15 protein-coding genes and 1 pseudogene are annotated in these 16,638 nt (G+C 52.4%); 8 read left to right on the top strand and 8 right to left on the bottom strand.

What is annotated here, in order from left to right; translation table 11 throughout:
* Positions 1-50: 50 nt before the first annotated feature.
* Together ACQE32_RS12010 and ACQE32_RS12005 are read right to left on the bottom strand one after the other, a co-directional pair.
* Entirely contained in the window at positions 51-1,244 is a 1,194-nt protein-coding gene (locus ACQE32_RS12010) for a zinc-dependent alcohol dehydrogenase (protein WP_250651445.1), read from the bottom strand.
* A 382-nt stretch (positions 1,245-1,626) separates the two neighbouring features.
* Entirely contained in the window at positions 1,627-2,238 is a 612-nt protein-coding gene (locus ACQE32_RS12005; RefSeq protein WP_427021842.1) for a helix-turn-helix transcriptional regulator, read from the bottom strand.
* 683 nt (positions 2,239-2,921) lie between these two features.
* Between ACQE32_RS12005 and ACQE32_RS12000 the strand changes: the two genes are divergently transcribed.
* The 3 genes from ACQE32_RS12000 to ACQE32_RS11990 all read left to right on the top strand — a co-directional run bounded on the left by ACQE32_RS12000 (position 2,922) and on the right by ACQE32_RS11990 (position 4,713).
* A complete protein-coding gene (locus tag ACQE32_RS12000; RefSeq protein WP_426973964.1) occupies positions 2,922-3,668 on the top strand; it encodes a winged helix-turn-helix domain-containing protein in 747 nt (248 codons plus the stop codon).
* The gene (locus tag ACQE32_RS11995) at positions 3,665-4,129 is read left to right on the top strand and encodes a hypothetical protein (RefSeq protein ID WP_427021841.1); all 465 of its coding nucleotides are present in this window, start codon (positions 3,665-3,667) and stop codon (positions 4,127-4,129) included. The genes ACQE32_RS12000 and ACQE32_RS11995 overlap by 4 nt, the downstream gene beginning before the upstream one ends.
* Before the next feature lie 419 nt (positions 4,130-4,548).
* Positions 4,549-4,713 carry a YnfU family zinc-binding protein gene (locus ACQE32_RS11990; RefSeq protein WP_426973962.1) on the top strand — a complete coding sequence of 55 codons (165 nt, stop codon included), beginning with the start codon at positions 4,549-4,551 and terminating at the stop codon, positions 4,711-4,713.
* A 159-nt stretch (positions 4,714-4,872) separates the two neighbouring features.
* Here ACQE32_RS11990 and ACQE32_RS11985 read toward each other — a convergent pair whose 3' ends face one another.
* Positions 4,873-6,057, bottom strand: coding sequence for an NAD(P)/FAD-dependent oxidoreductase (locus tag ACQE32_RS11985; RefSeq protein ID WP_427021840.1), 1,185 nt, complete (start codon positions 6,055-6,057; stop codon positions 4,873-4,875).
* Positions 6,058-6,298: 241 nt separating this feature from the next.
* Between ACQE32_RS11985 and pitA the strand changes: the two genes are divergently transcribed.
* On the top strand, positions 6,299-7,798 hold the full coding sequence (gene pitA / locus ACQE32_RS11980; protein ID WP_426974077.1) for an inorganic phosphate transporter PitA: 1,500 nt from the start codon (positions 6,299-6,301) through the stop codon (positions 7,796-7,798).
* 47 nt (positions 7,799-7,845) lie between these two features.
* Here pitA and uspB read toward each other — a convergent pair whose 3' ends face one another.
* Complete coding sequence (uspB, locus tag ACQE32_RS11975; RefSeq protein WP_085068755.1) at positions 7,846-8,181, bottom strand: universal stress protein UspB; 336 nt, start codon at positions 8,179-8,181, stop codon at positions 7,846-7,848.
* A gap of 316 nt (positions 8,182-8,497) precedes the next feature.
* Between uspB and uspA the strand changes: the two genes are divergently transcribed.
* Positions 8,498-8,935, top strand: a complete 438-nt coding sequence (gene uspA, locus ACQE32_RS11970; RefSeq protein ID WP_426973960.1) for a universal stress protein UspA — start codon at positions 8,498-8,500, stop codon at positions 8,933-8,935.
* 323 nt (positions 8,936-9,258) lie between these two features.
* Here the strand turns inward: uspA and rsmJ are convergent, their stop codons facing one another.
* Together rsmJ and prlC are read right to left on the bottom strand one after the other, a co-directional pair.
* Positions 9,259-10,011, bottom strand: coding sequence for a 16S rRNA (guanine(1516)-N(2))-methyltransferase RsmJ (gene rsmJ, locus ACQE32_RS11965; protein ID WP_426973959.1), 753 nt, complete (start codon positions 10,009-10,011; stop codon positions 9,259-9,261).
* A gap of 8 nt (positions 10,012-10,019) precedes the next feature.
* Complete coding sequence (gene prlC, locus ACQE32_RS11960; RefSeq protein WP_427021839.1) at positions 10,020-12,062, bottom strand: oligopeptidase A; 2,043 nt, start codon at positions 12,060-12,062, stop codon at positions 10,020-10,022.
* Positions 12,063-12,236: 174 nt separating this feature from the next.
* On the opposite strand from prlC, the gene ACQE32_RS11955 reads away from it, so the two are divergent.
* Together ACQE32_RS11955 and ACQE32_RS11950 are read left to right on the top strand one after the other, a co-directional pair.
* Positions 12,237-13,052, top strand: coding sequence for a CPBP family intramembrane glutamic endopeptidase (locus ACQE32_RS11955; protein WP_427021838.1), 816 nt, complete (start codon positions 12,237-12,239; stop codon positions 13,050-13,052).
* Positions 13,053-13,154: 102 nt separating this feature from the next.
* On the top strand, positions 13,155-13,997 hold the full coding sequence (locus tag ACQE32_RS11950) for a 23S rRNA (adenine(2030)-N(6))-methyltransferase RlmJ (RefSeq protein WP_250651435.1): 843 nt from the start codon (positions 13,155-13,157) through the stop codon (positions 13,995-13,997).
* Between the two features lie 97 nt (positions 13,998-14,094).
* Here the strand turns inward: ACQE32_RS11950 and rnz are convergent, their stop codons facing one another.
* Together rnz and ACQE32_RS11940 are read right to left on the bottom strand one after the other, a co-directional pair.
* Entirely contained in the window at positions 14,095-15,006 is a 912-nt protein-coding gene (rnz, locus tag ACQE32_RS11945; RefSeq protein ID WP_427021837.1) for a ribonuclease Z, read from the bottom strand.
* 4 nt (positions 15,007-15,010) lie between these two features.
* Positions 15,011-15,181 (bottom strand): annotated as a pseudogene (locus ACQE32_RS11940) (sigma 54-dependent transcriptional regulator); the annotation flags it as partial.
* Between the two features lie 145 nt (positions 15,182-15,326).
* On the opposite strand from ACQE32_RS11940, the gene ACQE32_RS11935 reads away from it, so the two are divergent.
* Positions 15,327-16,550, top strand: a complete 1,224-nt coding sequence (locus tag ACQE32_RS11935) for an RtcB family protein (protein ID WP_427021836.1) — start codon at positions 15,327-15,329, stop codon at positions 16,548-16,550.
* Positions 16,551-16,638: the final 88 nt, after the last annotated feature.

Raw genomic sequence — 16,638 nt, 5'->3', positions numbered from 1 at the left:
AAAGGGTTTCAGCATTCCGGCTGAAACCCATGGGTAGTCTTTGAAAGCGGTTAAACGTGACGTAACGTTTCGGTCAGGCCCGGCACCAGAATAACTTTGCGGCACTCTTCCTGCCGCTTTTCAAAAATCTTATAGGCTTCTTCCGCCCGCTCCAGCGGCATATGGTGCGTAATAATTTCTTCCGGCTTGATTAAGCCCTGCTCAATTAAATTCAGCAGCTCCGGCAGATAGGCCTGAACATGTGTCTGACCCATTTTAAAGGTCAGCCCCTTATCAAACGCATCGCCAAACAGGAAGCCGTGGATAAAGCCTGCGTAGACGCCCGGCACGCTAACGATCCCGCCGCGTCTTACTGCTGCGATACACTGACGCAACGCTTTACCGCTACTGCCTTCCAGCTTCAGGTTAGTCATCACGGTTTCGGTCAGGCTGCCTTTCGCCTCAAATCCTACGGCATCAATCACGGCATCGACGCCACGATGGTTGGTAGTGTTTTCGATAATGTAGGCCGCCGGATCGTCATTGTCATCGAAGTTAATAGGGATCACATCATAGCGATCCCGGGCAAACGCCAGCCGATAGGGGTGATGATCCACCATAAAGATTTTTTCCGCGCCGAGCATACGTGCACAGGCAGCGGTAAGCAGACCAACGGGACCGGCACCGAAAATAGCCAGGCTGCTGCCTTTGGTCACCTGCGCATTTTTCACTGCCTGCCATGCCGTTGGCAAAATATCGGATAAAAACAGCACCTGATCGTCAGCCAGCACCGGCGGCACCTTGAACGGCCCGGTATTTGCTTTCGGTACGCGCACATACTCCGCCTGTCCGCCCGGCACGCCGCCATAAAGAGCGCTAAAACCAAACAGCGCAGCCGGTGAGGTAATCTGTTTTTTATTCAGGATCGCGCCACGTCCGGGATTGGTGGTTTCGCAGGCGGCAAACTCCTGCAGACGGCAGAAGAAGCAGTCGCCGCAGGCAATAACAAAAGGAATAACTACCCGGTCTCCTTTCTGCACCGCCGTTACTGCGGAGCCAGCTTCTACCACTTCGCCCATAAATTCATGGCCAAAAATATCGCCATGGGAAGTACCCGGGATCTTGCCGCGGTAAAGATGCAGATCGGAACCACAGATGGCCGTCGCCGTTACACGCAAAATAATATCATCCGCAGCTTCAAGGCCGGGATCGGGAACATTATCAACTTTGACACGATGCGGGCCATGATAAGTCAGTGCTTTCATTGCCTTTCTCCATGTTGAAAAGTGAATGAGATGACCATCTCTTGACACAGGAAATATAAAAAAAACCCGCATCAAGCGGGGAGCGCATCTGCGCCAACACCAGGGAATCTATTAGTTAAAAGTTAGTATCTTGTGGCGATTCCGCAAGCAGCGGCGGGCAAAAACGCGAGATTTGTGGATAGTCAGTTGGGCAGAGCAGCCTGACAGCAGCAAAAGAAGATAAGAAATAAAAAAGCGATGCCTGAAAAGGGGCGCAGCATCGCTTTGTTAGCAACAATGTTTTTGCGTGAACATAAACCGTTACTAAATAGCACTAAGGAATTTTAATCTGTTACACCATGGGGTTTAACAGTCAACATGCAACGATAAGAATCTCTGCTGTTTAATACAGTGGTCGGCTAATAAATTGTGGATGCTTTTGCCGGTTAATGTGTTCTGAAACCAACAGTGACTTATAGATAAAATCGGCCATGCAGTGTAGTGAGCGTGCGTTCATTTTTTTCAGGCCAAAGTTCATCATCACCTTGCGTTTATGGGCCGATACGGTCTTCACAGAGATGTTCATTATTCGAGCTATCACGCCAGGGGTGACGCCACGTATCAAATATTGCAGTACTTTGCGCTGCTGGTTAGTGAGTAAAAACTCCATCGGCCTGACGCCAGCCGTGGATTCAGCAAGCTTGTCTAACAGCGCCGCAGCGGTAATTTTACGCGGTATAACGCCCTGGAAAGAATGATGGCTTTCATGCTGCTCTGAGAGATCGTCTGTAATAAAGAAAACTCTTAGCGTCCTTTTATCCAGTGATGCGAACAGATGTCGTAAAGGTTTTCGCTCATTAGTATCAATAATGATAACCAGTTCATTATCTTCTTTTTCAGAAAACGGATTTCCGGAATGATAAAAAAAGTTCCAGGTCTTATGACCCGCCTGATTCAGTAAGGCGCTTATGCCGTTGGCGAAAAAAAAGTTATCAGAACACACAATGACTTTCATAATACTTCAACATCCCTTTTTGAATAATTACGCAACCAATTTATCAGAACCATCACCATTACCAATAAAGCGAGCATTGCGTCATTCCCTGAACATCATGCTTTAAACCAAATGATTCTCGTATTTCAGGAAAGCCATCCTGGCCCTCCGATAACTCAAATGATATTACCGTTACCGTTAATTGAGGCAATGACAAACACTTTAAATAAGCTTCTCATCATATTTAAGAAGTTAAGCCATTCCCTTAAGATAAAGGCAACCGCATGATATTACTGCATAAATAATGCAACAAAACTGTGATAGCTGCACTTTATAGCAAAGATTTACGCTTCGCAATGTTCGATTAACTTGAAGCGGGATAAAAAACAAAGCCGTGAAAAAGTATTTTTATTAGTGGTTATTTAAAGATTTTATTTTTCTCATGTAATTTCACATAATACTGCGTACTGGTAACAAAAAAGATGCTGAAATGCTGCGCCACATATATAAGGCAACTTTTGTCATCTTTTCATTAAATAAACATGTAATTTTATGCCGTTGTATGAAATAACGAAACTTCTGAGGCTTTATAAAGGGTTCATTTACTCCAAATATGGATTAAAAGGGCATGCACATTCTTATAAAAGCGTGATAATGTCTTAATCAACAGTAGCACGTAAATGACTAGCAAACAGGATGTGGCTATGGGTCCAGTTTATCTTATTCACGAATCTATTTATTTTTATCCAAAAAACCATAGGCTTGTCTGTCACTCTCAGGGGAAAGAAGATACTTCACTGACCCAGCCAGCAACAAAATGCCTTGAACTATTAATAAAAACTCATGGGCTGGTATCACAAAATGATCTGTATGATTATGCCTGGGGAGAAAACAGTCATAACGTTTCCCCCAATACGCTTTACCAAAACATTTCGTTAATCCGCAGGGCGCTAAAAAATATTATGCCTGGTGCAGATCGATGGATCATTACCGTACCTCGCAAAGGCTTTAGGTTTGATCACAGCATTTCCACCAAATTGCAGAGCACTGAAGAAATATTACCTGCCATTATCGCAGCCCCTACTTTCCGCATAGAGCCGCAAGGCAACGCTGCGCAGTTTAAGACATTAATCCCGGTTTCCTTTTTTTTGCTTTGCTGCAGCCTGCTTTTCTTTGTTAATTCGGTAAACGCTGACTTTAAAAAATTCATGGGAAGTTATGATAAGATAGCTGAATACGGTGCCTGCCAGCTCTATGTTTCTCGCAATGATTTGCCCCTGAAAGAGAAAATAGACAACACGCTAAGTCAATATATCGACTGCAAAGCTTATCCGCATGTTTATATCACCTACGATAGGTTTATTAAACATATCTCATTCTTCTCTTGCCAGAATCCACTTAACGAAGACAGGAGGTCCTGTACATCCTGGTCGTTAGGAAAAGCCATATGAAAAGCAAGATTAAGTTCATTGTGGCGATTTTATTAGTTATTGGCGTAGCTATCACTTACTTCACCGTTAATAACCGTGACCGTCACTTTTCCTGCCTGGTACAGCATCATGTTCAAAACAATGGCATGCGTGCAAATATGCTGATGCGTTTCTTTTTTGATGGTTCTTCTGGTTTCGTTATCATGAACGGCGAATTTATTGATGCTTCAGGCCATCATAAAGTATTAAGCAGAAAGGTTTTGTTTGATTTTACCGTCAATAATAATAACTATTTATTAACCTCAAAAGCCATTATCCCCTCAGCTTTTGATGAAGTTGATAATAAATCGTTAGTCTGGTTACTTGAGCGGTTTTATACCGATATCAAGCAGCCAGCGCAATATAATATTTATAGCAATGGTAAGGGTGGGCATATATTTATGAATGGTGACGTTCCTGTACTACTCTGCACCGGTACCTGAAGGAATCCTCTTAAGCGGCACCAACACTATTTTTCCTTTTCAGGCCCCGCAAATGCGCCTTATTACGGGGCCTGCTTTTTAGCTTCTTCAGTATGTCAGACCTGATAAATCAAATAAGGCTTTATCTTGTAAAGATCGCGTTCGCTGGCATTCAGGCTGTGATTAACAGAAGTCTGAAAAGGCAGAACAGAAATATCAGGAAGTGATGAGAGGAGTGTTTTACCCACGATTATAGGTGAGTAAAATTTAACCGCGCCTTTTGAAGCCGCAATCGGGCGGTTAAAAATTAAACACTAACGAAATCAACATATTGAAATTTAATTATTTTAATAATGGCTGCGTTAGCTTTTTTGCGCGTTGGGTAAATCACCTGATACGGCAGGATATGTGTTAAGGTTTATAAAACCCTTCGAGGATAAATGATGACGCACTTTCAATGGCTTTTGAATCTCATCAAAAGGCGGGAATCCGGCGTGCAATGTCCAGTCTGCAAGCGTTTCTCCAACCAGACCGCGCTAAAAAGATCGGTAGGCCACACTATGCTCTGTCCACACTGCAAATCACTTTTTGCGGGTAAGCGTTAAGCGATACAGTAACAAAGCAGGTCATTTTGCATGGCCCTAACGAAATAAAATTAACGTCTTCCATTGACGTTGATTTTTGCTTATCGCACCGGATTAGCCGCTCTGCCTTTTACTGAGAATGATTTCACCGCTGTTTTTCAAAGACTCAGCAGCGCTATTTTACAGCGCCTGCGCGCAGGCCCAGGCGGAGCTCCAGGCCCACTGGAAGTTATAGCCGCCCAGCCAGCCGGTGACATCCACCACTTCACCGATAAAATAGAGACCGGGCACGTCACGCGCTTCCATGGTTTTCGAAGATAGCTGCGTGGTATCCACGCCGCCCAGCGTGACTTCTGCCGTGCGGTAGCCTTCGGTGCCGTTGGGTTGCACACGCCAGGCATGCAGGTTTTCGGTAAGCTCGCGTTGCTGCTTAGCGTTAAGCTGCTTTAGCGTCACCTCCGGTACAACGCCCAAGATCTGCAATACCTCCACCAGCCGCTTTGGCAGCGGCTTCGCCAGCGTATTCTTCAGGCTCTGATTCGGGCGCGCCTCCCGCTCCTCATTGATAAAAGCGTCGAGATCCTGTTCCGGTGAAAGATCGATGGTGACAAACTCGCCTGGCTGCCAGTAGCTGGAAATTTGCAGCACCGACGGCCCGGAAAGGCCACGATGGGTAAAAAGCATCGCCTCTTTAAAGCGCTTGCCGTTGGCTGCTTCAATCGTGGTGGGTAGCGAAACGCCCGACAACGTCTGTAGTTGTTCCAGTAGCGGCTTATGCAGCGTAAAGGGCACCAGCGCGGCGCGCGTGGGATAAACGCGCAGACCAAACTGCTCTGCCAGCCGATAGCCGAAAGGCGAGGCACCCAGTCCCGGCATTGACAGCCCGCCACTGGCGATAACCAGTTTATCGGCCCGCACTTCCGCCCCGTTGAGCTGGACAGCATAACCCGCCTCATCGCGGTTAACCGCCAGCACTTCGCTACGCAGCCGCAACGTTACGTGCCCTTTCTCACATTCCGCCATCAGCAGATCTACAATTTGTTGTGCCGAGTCATCACAAAAGAGTTGGCCAAGCGTTTTTTCGTGGTACGCGATACCGTACTGGTTAACCAGCGCAATAAAGTCCCACTGCGTATAGCGCGCCAGCGCCGATTTACAAAAATGGGGATTATGCGAGAGATAGGCCGCCGGTTCGGTATAAAGGTTAGTAAAGTTGCAGCGGCCGCCGCCGGACATCAGGATTTTGCGGCCCGGTTTTTTGCCGTTATCCAGCAGCAGCACACGCAGGCCGCGCTGCCCCGCCTGAGCCGCACAAAACAGCCCGGCAGCCCCTGCGCCAATGATGATAACGTCATACTTTTCCACTGCTCACTCCTGCCGACCGGGCAAAGACCGCGATTGTAATAGCTTGCTCTCGTCCAGGCCAGCGTAACCAAAGCGAACTGAAAGTAACATAATATAACTAACGGATTTGTTAGCTTTTTTACTGCCTGATGACGCGCGTTTTACACTTTTATGGCAAAAAAAGTCTAATTTTTCTTTCCCCAGGCGCGGTTTGTCGCTGATAATGCGCCGCGTTCATGTCCCCGAAAATGGCGTAACGCTTATGCTACATCTGTTTGCTGGCCTCGACTTTAATACCGGCCTGTTATTAGTGCTTGCTCTGCTGTTTGTCCTGTTCTACGAAGCCATTAATGGATTCCATGATACGGCTAACGCAGTTGCGACGGTAATCTATACGCGTGCGATGCGTGCGCAGCTGGCCGTAGTGATGGCTGGGGTTTTTAACTTTTTTGGTGTGCTGTTAGGTGGTTTGAGCGTTGCTTATGCCATTGTACATCTGCTTCCTACCGACCTGCTGTTGAATGTCGGTTCGGCGCACGGGTTGGCTATGGTCTTCTCCATGCTGCTCGCCGCTATTATCTGGAACCTGGGAACCTGGTATTTTGGTTTGCCTGCGTCCAGCTCCCATACGCTTATTGGCGCTATCATCGGTATTGGCCTGACCAACGCCCTGATCACCGGCACTTCCGTGGTGGATGCGCTCAATATCCCGAAAATGATCAATATTTTTGCTTCGCTGATCCTGTCGCCAATTATTGGCCTGGTGGTAGCGGGCGGGTTGATCTTCCTGCTGCGCCGCTACTGGAGCAATACCAAAAAGCGTCGTCGTATTCATATGACGCCCGCCGATCGTGAAAAGGAAGACGGCAAGAAAAAGCCGCCGTTCTGGACGCGTATCGCGCTGATTATTTCCGCTATCGGCGTCAGCTATTCTCACGGCGCGAATGACGGACAGAAAGGCATCGGCCTGATTATGTTGGTGCTGATTGGCGTTGCCCCTGCAGGCTTCGTGATTAACATGAACGCCTCTGGCTATGATATTACGCGCACCCGCGACGCGGTAAACCATCTGGAGCAGTATTACAGCCAGCATGGCGATGCGCTGCAGCACGTGGTTGAGCTGACGCCGCCTGCACTGCCGACGCCGGAAGAAGTGCCGAACGGGCCGAAAGAGTTTCACTGCGATAGCTCACGGGCGCTGATTGCGATTAACCGTGCGCAGCTGCTGTTGAACAACCTTTCCAGCTACGATGCGCTTAGCGTTGAACAGCGCAGCCATCTGCGTCGCCTGCTGCTCTGTATTTCGGATACTGCTGAAAAAGCGGCCAGGATGCCGGATGTTAAGGCTGAAGATAAACGCTTCCTTGGCAAGCTGAAAGGCGATCTGCTGAATACCGTTGAGTATGCGCCGATCTGGATTATCGTGGCAGTGGCGCTGGCGTTGTCGCTCGGTACCATGTTTGGTTGGCGTCGTGTCGCCACCACCATCGGTGAGAAAATTGGTAAAAAAGGCATGACCTACGCACAGGGCATGTCAGCGCAGGTAACAGCGGCGGTGTCGATTGGCGTTGCCAGCTATACCGGGATGCCGGTCTCCACCACCCATATTCTGTCATCATCCGTGGCAGGCACCATGGTGGTTGATGGCGGCGGCGTTCAGAGCCGTACGATTAAAAGTATCGCTCTGGCGTGGGTGTTTACCCTGCCCATCTCGATTCTGCTTTCGGGCAGTCTCTACTGGATTGCGCTACAGCTGATCTGATGTCTCTGCGGGCCGGTTAATCCGGCCCGCTTCTTTTCTGATGGCGCTTAATGCCAAATCGCTAATCCCACCAGGCTGATGAAAACCAGAGCGCATAACGCGCTGGTCAAGACAAATTGCCCACGTACCCGCTCACAGCGGCGAATAAATTCTTCGTCATGATGATCGAGGTAGTACCGTTTCCAGATATAGCGCACCAGCCTGACTTGCTTACTCGGTTGACCGTGCGCGGTAAAGAAGCCAGCGCCGTCCACATACTGATAGAGCAACGGATCGCACCCGCGCAGCACAATCAATAACGCCCGCAACGAAGAAAAGTAGCGCGCCATATTTACCAAACAAACCACACACAAAGCCCAGAAAAGCGCGACGGTGCTAATCATGTTTCCCCTCCCGGCTTACAACTGCCGAAGCGTATGCAGCGGGGATACGCTGAATACGCCCCACCCTGATTCGCCAACCACCATTGAACCGGTCTGAATTATTCTGAACTGAAGAGCACGGTGTTCTGCACAAGCAGGACCGCTAAGATTTAGTGTAGGAGATGTGTTTAAAATTTTTCCAGCTTCGATTTTCATTAGGGCTGAAAAGCAGGTAAAACACTCCTTGATCCGGCTCGCAAAGCAGGCGTGCTGGCAGCACATTTGTTAACAACTGGCGCTATACTGACGCTATGTGACACATGGAAGGAGTTCCATTATGGCTTATAAACATATTCTGATTGCCGTTGATCTTTCACCAGAAAGTAAGCTGCTGGTTGAAAAAGCGGTTTCTCTGGCGCGCCCTTACGATGCCAAAGTTTCCCTGATTCATGTGGATGTGAATTATTCCGATCTTTATACCGGTTTGATTGACGTTAATCTGGGTGATATGCAGAAGCGTATTTCTGAAGAGACGCATCATGCCCTGACTGAACTGTCGCAGGGCGCAGGCTATCCGGTTAGCGAAACCCTGAGCGGCAGCGGCGATCTGGCGCAGGTGCTGGTTGAGGCGATTAAGAAATATGATGTGGATTTAGTGGTTTGCGGACATCATCAGGATTTCTGGAGCAAGCTGATGTCTTCTGCTCGCCAGCTAATTAATACTGTGCATATTGATATGCTGATTGTGCCGCTGCGCGATGAGGATGAAGAGTAAGCGTGGTGAAAGCAGTAGGCGTATAAGTTGCCTGGCCGCAAAAAATTGTGCATGCGAGAGTAGCAGGCGTGTAAGTTGTCTGGCTGCAAAAAATTGTGTATACGAAAGCAGTAGGCGTGTAAGTTGTCTGGCCGCAAAAAATCGTGCATGCGTGGGGCGTTCAGGCCGATCGCAAAGACGCAAAACGCGTCATCCCTGACAGCTCGGCCCGCGCCATCCCTGGCGCGGGACGCTTTACTCTTCTGCCTGAACGCCCCACGCTTTGAGTTAAGAGTCTATTTGTTCGATTAAAGGAACAAAACCTTACTACCTTTTTGACCCGTTTAGCCCACTAACGGCGGGTAAATATCAAAGCGATGGCTTTTGGTGGTGACCGCCGACTGGGTTGCCACGCCTGCCAGCGGCGGCGCATAGTCCGGGCGTTTTACCACCACCCGCTTTTTCGCCAGCTGGCGCGCAGGCAGCAGCAGGCCATCCGCATCATTATCCGCGCCCACCAGCGACTGAAACACGCGCATCTCTTTCTTCACCAGCGCGCTTTTCTGGCGATGCGGATACATGGGATCAAGGTAAACCACATCCGGCGCAGGCGTAATGGCCTCCAGCGCCGTCAGGCTTGAGGCATGCAGCAGCGTCAGCCGCTGCTGTAGCCAGCTGCCGATCTCCGCATCCTGATAGCCGCGACGCAATCCATCGTCCAGCAGCGCTGCTACCACCGGATGCCGCTCCAGCATTCGTACCCGACAGCCGATTGCGGCGAGCACAAAGGCATCGCGCCCTAACCCGGCGGTGGCGTCCACCACATCAGGCAGGTAATCCCCTTTGATACCGACCGCTTTGGCTACCGCCTCGCCGCGCCCGCCGCCGAAGCGACGTCGATGCGCCATCGCGCCGCCGACAAAGTCGACCCAGATGCCGCCCAGCTTTGGCTCATCGCGCTTGCGCAGTTCCAGGCGATCCGGCGTCATCACCAATGCCATCACCGCGTGTTCATCCTGCTCCAGCCCCCAGCGAGCGGCTAAAACAGATAAGGCACCGTCTCCGGTGCCTGATTCATCAACTAAAGCAATTTTCACGCCTGGCGTTATCCCTGAATACCGTAATGTTCCAGCATCGCATCAAGCTGCGGCTCACGGCCACGGAAGCGTTTAAACAGCTCCATCGGCTCTTCAGAACCGCCGCGCGTCAGGATATTGTCCAGGAACGACTGACCGGTTTCGCGGTTGAAAATGCCTTCTTCTTCGAAGCGAGAATACGCATCCGCTGCCAGCACATCCGCCCACAGATAGCTGTAGTAGCCTGCTGCGTAGCCGCCAGCAAAGATATGGCTGAAGGCGTGCGGGAAACGGCCCCATGCCGGGCTTGGCACTACCGCTACCTGTTTTTTCACTTCAGCCAGCATTTCCAGAATCTGTGCGCCCTTAGCCGGATCGAACTCAGTATGCAGGCGGAAATCGAACAGGCCGAACTCCAGCTGACGCAGAATAAACAGCGCCGCCTGATAGTTTTTCGCCGCCAGCATTTTGTCTAACAGTTCCTGCGGCAACGGCTCGCCGGTTTCATAGTGACCAGAGATAAACGCCAGCGCTTCCGGCTCCCAGCACCAGTTTTCCATAAACTGACTCGGCAGCTCAACAGCATCCCACGGTACCCCGCTGATGCCGGAAACGCCCGGGACATCCACTCGCGTTAACATATGATGCAGGCCGTGACCGAATTCATGGAACAGCGTGGTGACTTCATCATGCGTGAACAGCGCCGGTTTACCGTTGACCGGACGATTGAAGTTACAGGTCAGATAGGCGACCGGCTTTTGCAGGCTGCCGTCCGCTTTACGCATCATACCAACGCAATCATCCATCCAGGCTCCGCCGCGCTTGTTTTCACGCGCATAGAGATCAAGATAGAAGCTGCCGCGCAGCTCGCCGCTTTCATCAAACAGGTCGAAGAAGCGCACATCCGGATGCCAGACATCCACATCTTTACGCTCTTTAGCGCTGATGCCGTAGATGCGTTTCACCACTTCAAACAAGCCGTTAACCGCGCGCTCCTCCGGGAAGTAAGGACGCAGTTGCTCATCGCTGATCGCGTACAGATGCTGTTTCTGCTTCTCGCCGTAATAAGTAATATCCCACGGCTGCAGTTCATCAATACCGTGCTGCTGTTTAGCAAAAGCGCGCAGGCGCTCCAGCTCTTTTTCCGCCTGCGGACGCGCGCGCTGCGCCAGATCGTTGAGGAAATCAATGACCTGTGATGGGTTTTGCGCCATTTTGGTCGCCAGCGATTTATGGGCGTAAGAGTCAAAGCCCAGCAGCTGTGCCAGCTCGTGACGCAGCGCCAGCTCTTCCGCCATAATCGGGCCGTTATCCCATTTACCGGCGTGCGGCCCCTGGTCAGAAGCGCGCGTCGCATAGGCGCGATACATCTCTTCACGCAGCGCCTGGTTATCGCAATAGGTCATCACCGGCAGATAGCTGGGAATATCCAGCGTCAGCAGCCAGCCTTCTTGCCCTTTGGCCTCCGCCTGCGCTTTGGCCGCCGCCAGCGCGCTTTCCGGCATTCCGGCCAGCTCGCTTTCGTCGGTGATCAGTTTGCTCCAGCCCATGGTCGCATCCAGCACGTTGTTGCTGTAAGTGGAGCCAAGCTCCGACAGACGCGCAGCGATTTCACCGTAGCGCTGCTGCTTCTCTTTCGGCAGACCAATACCTGACAGCTCGAAATCACGCAGCGCATTATCCACCGCTTTTTTCTGCTCCAGGCTTAGCGGCGCGTAGTTGTCGCCCTCTTTCAGGTTGCGATACGCCTGATACAGGCCTTCATGCTGACCGACCCAGGTGCTGTATTCAGAGAGCAGCGGCAGCGTCTGTTCGTAAGCCTGACGCAGCTCCGGGCTGTTTTTGACTGAGTTAAGGTGACTTACCGGTGAGAAAATACGGCCCAGACGATCGTCCACCTCCGCCAGCGGCTGACACAGGTTTTCCCAGCTGTAGGGCGCTCCCTGAGCCACCACTTTTTCTACCGTTTCGCGGCACGCCGCCAGCGCCTGCTCAACGGCAGGTACGACATGTTCCGGCTGTATGGCAGAGAAAGGGGGAAGAGTAAATGGCGTCAATAATGGATTGGTCATCGCGCAGTCCTTTAAGTTTGATGTGGGCGCGCACGGGCGCAATATGACTAACATGCGGTTAAGCCGCCCGAAAATCAATGGGCGCGCCCGCTGCTTTAGCGTTACTGATCTGAATTAGTCAGTTTGTTATAGTCTCTCTCCCGTTGATTGTTGATACTTAAGGATGAGAACATCATGTGGTATGTACTGGCGGCGGCGCTCCTGGCGCTTCTGTTTTTCCGCCCCGCTGTGAAACCTTTGCTGCTGGTTGCTCTGGCGCTGGCCTTTTGGCAACAAACGCTGCTGTGGCCGGGTCTGCTGCTGCTGGCTGGGCTGGCATTGACGGCGTTGATACGCAAAAACTTTGCGCACCATTCGCGTCTGATGCCGGTACTGGAGGCGATTCTGGTCGCCGGTGCCGTGGCGCTAACGCTTCATCTTGTGCCCGGCTTCAATAATCCGCCCATCGTCATGAAACAGCAGGCAGGCCCGCTTAGCGCGCCTTTTACATTTTACTACAACCTCGATAAAGCGCTGGTGCCCTTCATTTTGCTGGCCTGTTTGCCTACCCTGGTGCAGGCGCCTGCGTCCGCGCCGCGCTGGCGTTTCGCCTGGCCTACGCTGATCGCCGCTATTCCGGCTCTGCTGTTACTGGCTACGCTGGCAGGTGGGTTGCGCATTGAACCGCACGCGCCCGCATGGCTTGGCGAATTTATGCTGGCAAACCTGTTTTTCGTGTCGCTGGCGGAGGAAGCGCTGTTCCGCGCCTGGCTGCAGCAGCGACTGAGCCAGTGGATTGGCCGCTGGCCGGGTTTGCTGATTGCCGCGCTGCTGTTTGGCCTGGCGCATATTGCCGGCGGCCCGCTGCTGATTTTCTTCGCCACGCTGGCTGGCATTGTTTACGGTCTGGCCTGGCAATGGAGCGGCCGGCTATGGGTCGCGACACTGGTGCATTTTGCCTTTAACCTGACGCATCTGCTGCTGTTTACTTACCCCGTACTGCAACGCTAGCCGAGTATTTTTATCGGCGTCCAGCTATACTAGCCACAGTTTCCGCCGGAGCGTCCATGCTCCGGCCTCATTTCATCAGGCATCACCGGATACATTGTTTATATGCTTAGTTACCGTCACAGTTTTCACGCTGGCAACCATGCGGATGTGCTGAAGCACACCGTACAAAGCCTGATCATCACCGCGCTGAAAGAGAAAGAAAAACCGTTTCTTTATCTCGATACGCACGCTGGCGCTGGCCGTTATTTGCTGAGCGGCGAACACGCGGAGCGTACCGGTGAATATCTGGAAGGAATTGCCCGCGTCTGGCAGCAGGACGATCTGCCGGAAGAGCTGGCTCCTTATATCAGCTGCGTAAAAGCGCTTAATCGTGGGCCGGGCCTGCGCTATTACCCTGGCTCGCCGCTGATTGCCCGCCACCTGCTGCGTGAAGATGACAAGCTGGAGCTGACGGAGCTGCATTCCAGCGATTTTCCTCTGCTGCGCAGCGAATTTCAGAAAGACAGTCGCGCCCGCCTGGCCCGTGCCGATGGCTATCAGCAGCTTAAAGCCAAGCTGCCGCCGCCATCGCGCCGTGGTTTGATTCTGATTGACCCGCCTTATGAGATGAAAAGCGATTATCAGGCGGTGGTGAAAGGGATTCAGGAAGGCTACCGTCGCTTCAGTACCGGCGTTTTCGCCCTGTGGTATCCGGTGGTGCTGCGTCAGCAGATCAAGCGCATGGTGCATGATCTGGAAGCGACCGGCATCCGCCGTATTTTGCAGATTGAGCTGGCGGTACGCCCGGACAGCGATCGCTTCGGCATGACCGGATCCGGCATGATCGTGGTTAACCCGCCGTGGAAACTGGAACAGCAAATGCGCGACCTGCTGCCCTGGCTGCACCGCGTGCTGGTACCGGCAGGCACTGGCCACACCAGCGTTAACTGGATCACCCCGGAATAAGCGCAGGGCCAGGTGGTGCCGCTATCAATAGCGCGTTTCGCCTTTTACCATCGGCCTGTCCATCTGGCGCGCGCGTCAGATGGACAAAGCGCTTTCGCTACAGATTAAATACCGCAAAATCGCGCGCCAGCTCGGTGGCGGGGAATATTGCCTGGCACTCCGCCAGTAGCCGGGGCATATCCTCAAAACGATAGCGTGAGCTAAAGTGAGTAGCGATAAAGCGCTTTGCGCCTGCGTCTCTGGCCACGGTTGCTGCCTGCACGGTAGTGGAGTGTCCCCGACCATTGGCTTTTTCCTCCATCGCCGCCTCCAGCGTGGCTTCGTGCACCATCACGTCCACTTCAGCCGCCAGCGCCAGCGCGGTTTCCACCGGCGCGGTATCGCCGAATATCGCCAGCTTTCTTCCCGGCGTGGCGGGGCCAAGGTAATCACGTCCGTTAATTACCCGCCCGTCTTCAAGCGTGACGATCTCACCCTGTTTCAGCTGCTGAAACCAGGGGCCGCGCGGCACATTGTCCGCCTTAAGCCGCTGAGCATCGAGAAAGCCCGGTTTATCATGCTCTTCAATACGATAGCCAAAACAGGGCAGAACATGATTTAACGGATAAGCGGTGACTTTGAATTTGCCATTATCAAATACCTCTCCCGCCTCGATCTCAACGATCTCAAGCGGATAGGTAACAAAGGATCCGCTCAGGCTAAGCGTGGTCTCCACGAAGGTTTTCAGGCCCGCCGGGCCGTACAGCGTCAGCGGCTCGCTGATGCCGCCCATGGAGCGGCTGGTCAGCAGCCCGGGCAGACCGAAAATATGGTCGCCATGCAGGTGGGTAATAAAAATTTTATCCAGCTTGCCTGGCTTAAGCGCGCTGCGCATAAACTGATGCTGCGTCGCTTCGCCGCAGTCAAACAGCCAGTAGTCGCCCCGACGCGATAAGGTCAGGGCAATAGCGGTAACGTTACGCTGCAGGCTTGGCGTTCCGGCACCGGTGCCAAGAAAAGTCAGTTGCATAGGATTAACCTTGTTGATGTTGAATGGCTTCCCAGCTCAGCCCGAAGCGGGCCAGGTATTTACGTAGCCGATCGGCATCGTTCGGCTGCTTCTTTTGCTGGCGCGAAACAGCAAACGGCTTACGTCCCGCTTCTCACAGGCTGGCGGATTGCTGGCAGATCGTCAACACCGTTTCCGCCGATCGTTATTCTGTGCATCCTTTATGCTTATTTATAAATCTTTATTCGCAAGCCTGCCGTTAACCAGAAATGTAACCCTGTTTAAGGCCGCCAGCACATCGCTTCCGTACGCCTGAAACAGCAGCCAGAAGGAAACGCACAATGAAATCGCAATATCAGGTGTTATCAGCGCCCAACAGCGCGCCGGTAAAAATGTGGACCAATGGCGTACCGGTAGAGCCGGAGGCGCGTAATCAGCTGCTGAATACGGCAAAAATGACTTTCATCTTCAAACATCTGGCAGTGATGCCCGATGTCCATTTAGGCAAAGGTTCCACTATCGGCAGCGTTATTCCAACGCGTGGTGCCATTATTCCGGCGGCGGTCGGCGTTGACATCGGCTGCGGCATGATCGCGGTGCGTACTTCGCTGGCCGCTGGTGACCTGCCCGAAAATCTCTACGGCATCCGCAGCGCCATTGAGCGCGCGGTTCCACATGGCCGCACCAGCAACCGCTCCGGCAACGATAAAGGCGCCTGGAAACGCGCGCCGGATATTGTGGATCAACACTGGGCCACTTTACAGAAGGGATTCAGGCGCATTACCGATAAGTATCCGGCGCTGCTGAAAACCAATAATTACGCCCATCTTGGCACGCTCGGCACCGGCAACCATTTTATTGAACTCTGTCTGGACGAAGCGGACCGCGTGTGGGTCATGCTGCACAGCGGCTCACGTGGCGTAGGCAACGCCATCGGCACCCTGTTTATTCAACTGGCGCAGCAGGATATGCGTCAGCATATCGCTAACCTGCCGGATCGCGATCTCGCCTGGTTTGCTGAAGGCAACCCGCATTTCGACGATTATATCGAGGCGGTCGGCTGGGCACAGGACTACGCGCGTCATAACCGCGAGATAATGATGCAGCAGGTGCTGGCGGCCCTGTCACGGGAAATCACCAAACCCTTCAGCGCCACGGCGGAAGCGGTTAACTGCCACCATAACTATGTGCAGCGCGAAAAGCATTTTGGCGAACAGGTGCTGGTGACCCGCAAAGGCGCGGTATCGGCCCAACGCGGCGAGATGGGGATTATTCCCGGCTCGATGGGCGCGAAAAGCTTTATCGTGCGCGGGCTGGGCAATGAAGAGAGCTTTTGCTCATGCAGCCATGGCGCTGGGCGCACCATGAGCCGCACCGCCGCTAAAAAACGCTTTACCGTGGCCGACCAGCAGCGTGCCACCGCCCATGTGGAGTGCCGCAAAGACAGCGATGTGATTGATGAAATTCCCATGGCCTACAAGGATATCGATGCGGTGATGGCGGCGCAGTCTTCGCTGGTGGAAATCGTGCACACCCTGCGTCAGGTGGTCTGTGTTAAAGGGTAAAAAAACACGGCTATCAACACGCTCAGAGGATAACGCCGGCTAAAAGCGCCTGGCTGCACAAAAAGACGGCTCCTGTTGCAATCATAGG

Source organism: Pantoea sp. FN0302 (assembly GCF_050113775.1).
Lineage (GTDB): Bacteria > Pseudomonadota > Gammaproteobacteria > Enterobacterales > Enterobacteriaceae > Mixta > Mixta alhagi.
The sequence above is the reverse complement of the archived record's forward strand: the minus strand, read 5'-3'. Positions and strand labels throughout refer to the sequence as shown.

Coding starts and splice junctions, on each gene's coding strand:
- ACQE32_RS12010 (WP_250651445.1), bottom strand. CDS start 1,244: ATGAAAGCACTGACTTATCATGGCCCGCATCGTGTCAAAGTTGATAAT.
- ACQE32_RS12005 (WP_427021842.1), bottom strand. CDS start 2,238: ATGAAAGTCATTGTGTGTTCTGATAACTTTTTTTTCGCCAACGGCATA.
- ACQE32_RS12000 (WP_426973964.1), top strand. CDS start 2,922: ATGGGTCCAGTTTATCTTATTCACGAATCTATTTATTTTTATCCAAAA.
- ACQE32_RS11995 (WP_427021841.1), top strand. CDS start 3,665: ATGAAAAGCAAGATTAAGTTCATTGTGGCGATTTTATTAGTTATTGGC.
- ACQE32_RS11990 (WP_426973962.1), top strand. CDS start 4,549: ATGATGACGCACTTTCAATGGCTTTTGAATCTCATCAAAAGGCGGGAA.
- pitA (WP_426974077.1), top strand. CDS start 6,299: ATGCTACATCTGTTTGCTGGCCTCGACTTTAATACCGGCCTGTTATTA.
- uspB (WP_085068755.1), bottom strand. CDS start 8,181: ATGATTAGCACCGTCGCGCTTTTCTGGGCTTTGTGTGTGGTTTGTTTG.
- uspA (WP_426973960.1), top strand. CDS start 8,498: ATGGCTTATAAACATATTCTGATTGCCGTTGATCTTTCACCAGAAAGT.
- prlC (WP_427021839.1), bottom strand. CDS start 12,062: ATGACCAATCCATTATTGACGCCATTTACTCTTCCCCCTTTCTCTGCC.
- ACQE32_RS11955 (WP_427021838.1), top strand. CDS start 12,237: ATGTGGTATGTACTGGCGGCGGCGCTCCTGGCGCTTCTGTTTTTCCGC.
- ACQE32_RS11950 (WP_250651435.1), top strand. CDS start 13,155: ATGCTTAGTTACCGTCACAGTTTTCACGCTGGCAACCATGCGGATGTG.
- rnz (WP_427021837.1), bottom strand. CDS start 15,006: ATGCAACTGACTTTTCTTGGCACCGGTGCCGGAACGCCAAGCCTGCAG.
- ACQE32_RS11935 (WP_427021836.1), top strand. CDS start 15,327: ATGAAATCGCAATATCAGGTGTTATCAGCGCCCAACAGCGCGCCGGTA.